This is a genomic window from Bifidobacterium aerophilum (assembly GCF_010667685.1).
Taxonomy (GTDB): Bacteria; Actinomycetota; Actinomycetes; order Actinomycetales; family Bifidobacteriaceae; genus Bifidobacterium; species Bifidobacterium aerophilum.
The window spans coordinates 1-5,230 of sequence record NZ_WHZW01000041.1; the positions used below are offsets into that span (position 1 = coordinate 1).

General features: G+C 60.5%; 8 protein-coding genes. 7 read left to right on the top strand and 1 reads right to left on the bottom strand.

Annotation, left to right across the window (positions count from 1 at the left end; all coding sequences use genetic code 11):
- The 4 genes from GFD25_RS11795 to GFD25_RS11810 form a co-directional block, all read left to right on the top strand.
- On the top strand, positions 1-278 hold a 278-nt coding region (locus GFD25_RS11795), incomplete at its 5' end, for a hypothetical protein (protein WP_163233062.1).
- Positions 275-1,138: an ATP-binding protein gene (locus GFD25_RS11800; RefSeq protein WP_163233064.1), complete on the top strand. Its 864-nt coding sequence runs from the start codon at positions 275-277 to the stop codon at positions 1,136-1,138. The genes GFD25_RS11795 and GFD25_RS11800, both read left to right, overlap by 4 nt.
- A 181-nt stretch (positions 1,139-1,319) precedes the next feature.
- The gene (locus tag GFD25_RS11805; protein ID WP_163233066.1) at positions 1,320-2,768 is read left to right on the top strand and encodes a protein rep; all 1,449 of its coding nucleotides are present in this window, start codon (positions 1,320-1,322) and stop codon (positions 2,766-2,768) included.
- A 48-nt stretch (positions 2,769-2,816) separates the two neighbouring features.
- A complete protein-coding gene (locus tag GFD25_RS11810; RefSeq protein WP_163233068.1) occupies positions 2,817-3,329 on the top strand; it encodes a hypothetical protein in 513 nt (170 codons plus the stop codon).
- A 175-nt stretch (positions 3,330-3,504) separates the two neighbouring features.
- On the opposite strand, the gene GFD25_RS11815 is transcribed toward GFD25_RS11810, so the two are convergent.
- Positions 3,505-4,026: a hypothetical protein gene (locus tag GFD25_RS11815; protein ID WP_163233070.1), complete on the bottom strand. Its 522-nt coding sequence runs from the start codon at positions 4,024-4,026 to the stop codon at positions 3,505-3,507.
- Between the two features lie 179 nt (positions 4,027-4,205).
- Here GFD25_RS11815 and GFD25_RS11820 point away from each other — a divergent pair, with 179 nt between their 5' ends.
- From GFD25_RS11820 to GFD25_RS11830, 3 genes are all read left to right on the top strand, one after another.
- Entirely contained in the window at positions 4,206-4,631 is a 426-nt protein-coding gene (locus GFD25_RS11820; RefSeq protein WP_163233072.1) for a hypothetical protein, read from the top strand.
- Positions 4,621-4,809 carry a hypothetical protein gene (locus GFD25_RS11825; RefSeq protein ID WP_163233074.1) on the top strand — a complete coding sequence of 63 codons (189 nt, stop codon included), beginning with the start codon at positions 4,621-4,623 and terminating at the stop codon, positions 4,807-4,809. The genes GFD25_RS11820 and GFD25_RS11825 overlap by 11 nt, the downstream gene beginning before the upstream one ends.
- Before the next feature lies 1 nt (position 4,810).
- Positions 4,811-5,230: hypothetical protein (locus GFD25_RS11830; protein WP_163233076.1), on the top strand; the 420-nt coding region annotated here is incomplete at its 3' end.

Below are 5,230 nucleotides of genomic sequence, written 5' to 3' on the forward strand. Positions count from 1 at the left end.
CGAAGATCTACACGAACCCTGATAAGACACGGGTCATCCCCGCGACCACATGGAAGGCCAACGGCGACACGTTCGTGCGCTTCGACGGAGGCGGCGAGGCTGGTATGAACCCCGACCACATCCACGATTTGCTCGTGCAGAACGCCCGCGTTTGGCGCGCCCGCGCCTTCGCCATCTCCGAAGACCGGGAAAATCCTGGCGTGATCACCCTCCAGCTCTCACGCTCCGACACCGTTCACACGGTGCTGGATGATGCCATCACGGGCGTGATCGCATGAAATGGCCGTGGCAGCACCAACCGAAGCCGGGACGCTCACACACGTTCCGGCTTCGGCCTTTTGACCCAACGACCGGCACAATCACGGTCGGACTCCTCGAAGACGGCACCGACGCAACACTGACCATCGGCAACACTAGCGGCGTCGTGGTCGGAGGTGTTCCCGGCAGCGGCAAGACGGCCGGCATGATGGTCATCGTATTGGCCTTGTACCTCTCCGGCTGCGTCAACCTGCATATTATTGACGGGAAGGGCGGCGACGATTGGACGTGGGCGAAAACGGCCGCGACCAACTTTGTGCGTGACGATCTGGACACCGTGCATGATTTGCTCCTTCGACTGGATGAACAAATGCGATTTCGTATGTCCTCTATGCGTCCGCAGTATGGTGCATCCAATTTCTGGAACATTCCGCCGGATCGGCGTCCCCCTCTGGAAGTCATCATCATCGATGAGTGCCAGTCGTATTTCGACCTCAAAGGCGTGCTCGGAGGCAAGGAGGCCAAGACCAAGGCCGGCGAAATCCTCGCTGCCGCAACCGACATCGTGAAAAAAGGAAGGTCGGCCGGATTCCTCCTTTTCGCCATCACCCAGAAGCCCACCGTCGATTCCTTGCCGTCCGCGCTGCGCGACAACTGCGGCCTTCGCGTCTGCTTCCGCGTCACCACGCCCGAGGCTGCCCGCGCCGTCCTCGGAGACCTGCCCGAAGGTTCCCCCAGCCCGACCGAAATCCCACCGGCACGACGCGGCGGCGCGATCATCGGCCTTGACTCCGGCCAAGTAGCCTCATGCCGCTTCGCCTACGTCAGCGAGGACAACGCCGAGGATGCTTTGCAAAATCAGATACTGCCCGTAGACTGAACAACAGCAGAAAAAGGAAATCCCCCGGACGGGAATCCGGGGGATCTCTTGAAAGCTTGCTAGCGGTTCTCGTCGCCAAACTTGCACCGCTGGCCACAACTTGTAGAAAGTCGTCACTATGAGTGTACCAACTCAGCAGACGAACGGGAACCCCTCGGGTGTCCCGTCACCGTCCCGCCACATGACCGCCGAACGACTGCACGCCGCCGCCGTTGCGGCGAAGCGTAGCGTAGCCGCAGAGGCGGCGAGCGAGCCGCGTAGCGGCTCGCCTTGGGAAAAGACGAATAAAATAACCCCCGCCATTCCCCGCGCCGATTTGCGGCGTATGGCGTATGGTCGCCGTGCCGAAAGTCGAAAGATTCTCGTCCGTCATGCCGGTGGTGAAACGTTCGGATTCGAGCCGACCAAGCTACCCCGCTGCGCACGATGCGGCCAACCGGTAGACACTGGCGTGGGCGTCATGACCGACGGCGAAAAGGCCAGATTCACGGGCACCATGCTGTGCGGCTCGATCTGGGCGTGCCCCACCTGCTCCGCGATCATCCGCCACGAACGCGCCCACGAGGTCGCTCTGGCGATCGGCAACCACGCCGAGAAGCTGCGGCAGGCAGCCGCCGACCAATGGCAGAAGGAACACGAGGGGCAGCAGCTCCCGCCACGGCTCGCCGTATCCGAGGGCTTCGGCTACTACCTGTTCGGAACGCTCACGCTGCGCCACGACAAGACTATGCCGCTGGCGATGACCCTTGACGCCATCCTCAAGGGCTGGACGAAGATGATCAACGGAAACCCGTGGAAAAAGGCCGTGGAACGCTGGAAAATCAGGGGATTCGTCCGCGCCATAGAGGTCACCTACGGGCAGAACGGATGGCACCCGCATGTGCACTTCGTGATCTTCCTCGACGGCGATCTGGACGATGACCAGCAGCAGGACATGCACGATTGGATGCTCGAACGCTGGAAAACGATGGTGAAGCGCGTCGCCAAGGCCTACAAAAAGCAGGACGGCAACCCCTACAACGTCGCTCCCAACGACGAGCACGGCATAGATCTTCAATTCAAGGCCGGCAAGGACGCCGGAACCAAAGCGGCCGAATACATCACCAAGGTGCAGGGCGACAAGGGCGCGGTCACCCTCTCGCAGGAAATCGCACGCGGCGACATCAAGGACGGCCGCGCCGGCTCGGTGAACCCGTTCCAGCTGCTCGATGCCGGTTGCCTCGGCCTGTCCGACTTCCAGCGCGAAGACCTCTGGCTCGAATACTGGCAAGCGACGCTGCGCCGCCGCTGCATCACATGGTCGCGCGGCCTCAAGGAAGACATGGAGGTCGAGGATTTGGAAGACGAGGAACTGGCCGAAAAGGCCGAATCCGACGAACTCCCCGGCCTTGTCGGGTACGTGGTGCCCAACAAGGTGTATAAGGACGTGCGCAAGCGGACGCCCGAACTGCTCGCGGACGCTCTCGAAGCCGCTGAACACGAGGATTGGCAGGAAGTCGCCCGGCTTCTGCCCGGCGGCGTGATCTTGAACGACGAACAACAGGATATGATCGCGGACGGTGAGGCCAAACCGGGTGATTTCCTGCCGGGTATCGCTACGGGTATCGATACCGTATCGGGGCTAATATAGGCGATACCGGTATCGCTACGGGTATCGATACTAAGGAAGGTGACGGGTATGTGGCTGCGAATTTCCAAGGTTGCCGAGATGACCAAGGGCGTGATTTCCGCCGCCGGTCTGAAGAAGGCCGTATCCGATGGGCGTATTAGGGCCAAGAAGATAGACGGGGCGTGGGTGATCGATACCCATGATGAGCAGGTGGCCGCATGGGTGCGGTCTGCCGGTCGGCTCGATGCCTCCGGTGGCGACGAGATGTTTTCGGAGATGTCCGAGGAAATCCGTTTGAAGGATAGGGAGATAGCCAACCTCTCCAAGCGTGTGCGTCAGGCCGAGGCCGCACAGCGTCGCATGGAACGTGAGATGAAGAAACTGCGCGAACAGCTCTCGGAGGAGCGGCGGCAGCACGCCGAGGAAACGCAGCGCAACTTAGACCGCCTGCATGATCTGAGTCAGCAGCGCGATACCGAGAACGCGCGTCTGCTGGTTCAGGTCGCCTCGATCATCGCCGAGGGTGTCGGGCAGGTGCCGAAACGGGAGATTGTGGCGGTGCAGCCGACGGAGGAGAAGTAAGTTTTTCAGTTCTGGTTTTCCTTCTAAATGCGAAAACCAGCGAAGGCCGGCGGATAGTCAAATCATGATGTGTGTCTGAATAGACACACCAAACCGCCTCGCGGTTTGAATGATTTGACTCTCCGCTGGCCGTAGCGCACAATCTCGCATGAAGGAAAACAAGAACGCCCGGCCGTCACTGCGCGTCGGGGCTGGTCGGAGGGTAGACGTCAAACGGTTGGCCGCCAAGGGTGGTGCTTACCGGTTTGCCTGTCTTGTCCGCTTCGTCGGTCGCCTGTTGAATCTTCTCGGCTTCCGTCCAATGCTTCGCGAATGCCGCCGGTGAGATGTTCGCCGCGCGGCACACGTTCGATTTGCTTTCGCAATTGGCTAGCGCCGAGCCGGCATAGAAGTTGTTGATCGCCCGCACCTGCTTTTCCAGCTCTTCGCATACCCATACGCGGGCGAGGTTCTTGCACAGCACCAGACCTTGAGAACGCAGGTCGGCTATAAGCTGCATGGCTGCGTCGTCTATCGCGTCCATCACTGCGTTGCTGGCGTCTGCTGTCGCGCGGCTGGCGAGGATTGTATGCAGCTCCGGATTCTCGTTGATCGTATCCAGCGCCGTCTTTACGAGGGAGTCGTGACGGCGTTTCGACTTCATGTGTTCGATGTCCGGCAGTTCGGCCGATGGGATTTCAGATTTTACGAATGCCATGACTCATATCTTTCACTTTGGTTAAGACCGATATTCTTATTTTTAACCATAGTTAAAGCAATGAAGCGACACGCCGCTTGCACTTTGGTTTTATACAGTGCTACAGTGATAGCGAAAGCTTGCTAGCGGCGCAATCCCGCACCGCTGGTCTATCCGACTAGTAGAAAGGAGCTTTCACCATGTCGTTCAGTCCGAACCTCGCCATGAGCGCCGCCGACATCCCCGGCGCGTTCCAGACCACACGCGGCATCGACCCCAGCACCATCCGCCAGAAGATGGAGTACGACGATGCCGGCCATCCGACCAGTACCCCGAAGTTGGTGAACGGCAAGCCCGTTTTCCAGATTCCCAGCCAGTACCTCGACGAGTACGGCGTGGACGCCAACGTCACGCTTTCCGTGTTCAACGCGCCCACCGCGCCGATTCCGCCACTGTCCCGCATCCAGCTGGTCGGTTCCGTCCATCCCGTCCCGTGGGTCAAGAACGGCCGCATCGCATGGAGCATCACCGCCGACGCCGTGCGCGTCATGCAGCTCGACACCGCGCCGCTGGCTCCGGCACCGGTTCCGTCCTTCACCACCGGGGAGGACGACGATGATCGTTAGGGCGGAGGACTTCTTCAAGCGCCGAATCTGCATCACCCTCACCGAGACCTCTATCGGCATGCTCGACAACCTCGTGTATGCCGCCAAGCGTGGCAACTCGCGCGCCTCACGGTCAACGGTCATCGCCCAACTCATCGACTCGGCCGTGCCCGATGTGCCGGCGGAACTGGAGATATGACATGAACAGCAACCAAAACAACAATCGCACCGACTTCGCCCAGATTGGTCGTGAAATGGCACGCGAGCAGGAGCGTATCGAGAAGCGCAAAAGCAAGCCGGACAATAGCGGTCCGGTGCTGATTAGCATCTTGTGGGCCGTGCTCGCCGCCGTCGGCTTCTACGCAGATCAAACCCAGCTTTTCGGCTGGCTGATCGTCGGCGTCATCCTGATCGCCTTCATCGCCGGCATCTTCTGGCGTCCGCTCCGCGCCGGCGACTCCCCGGCCATCGTCTACGCCGTACCCATCTGGGGAATCGTCGCACGACACGACCGCGCGAGCACCTGCGCCAAGCTCCGCACCGCGAAGATCTACACGAACCCTGATAAGACACGGGTCATCCCCGCGACCACATGGAAGGCCAACGGCGACACGTTCGTG

Coding starts and splice junctions, on each gene's coding strand:
- GFD25_RS11800 (WP_163233064.1), top strand. CDS start 275: ATGAAATGGCCGTGGCAGCACCAACCGAAGCCGGGACGCTCACACACG.
- GFD25_RS11805 (WP_163233066.1), top strand. CDS start 1,320: ATGACCGCCGAACGACTGCACGCCGCCGCCGTTGCGGCGAAGCGTAGC.
- GFD25_RS11810 (WP_163233068.1), top strand. CDS start 2,817: ATGTGGCTGCGAATTTCCAAGGTTGCCGAGATGACCAAGGGCGTGATT.
- GFD25_RS11815 (WP_163233070.1), bottom strand. CDS start 4,026: ATGGCATTCGTAAAATCTGAAATCCCATCGGCCGAACTGCCGGACATC.
- GFD25_RS11820 (WP_163233072.1), top strand. CDS start 4,206: ATGTCGTTCAGTCCGAACCTCGCCATGAGCGCCGCCGACATCCCCGGC.
- GFD25_RS11825 (WP_163233074.1), top strand. CDS start 4,621: ATGATCGTTAGGGCGGAGGACTTCTTCAAGCGCCGAATCTGCATCACC.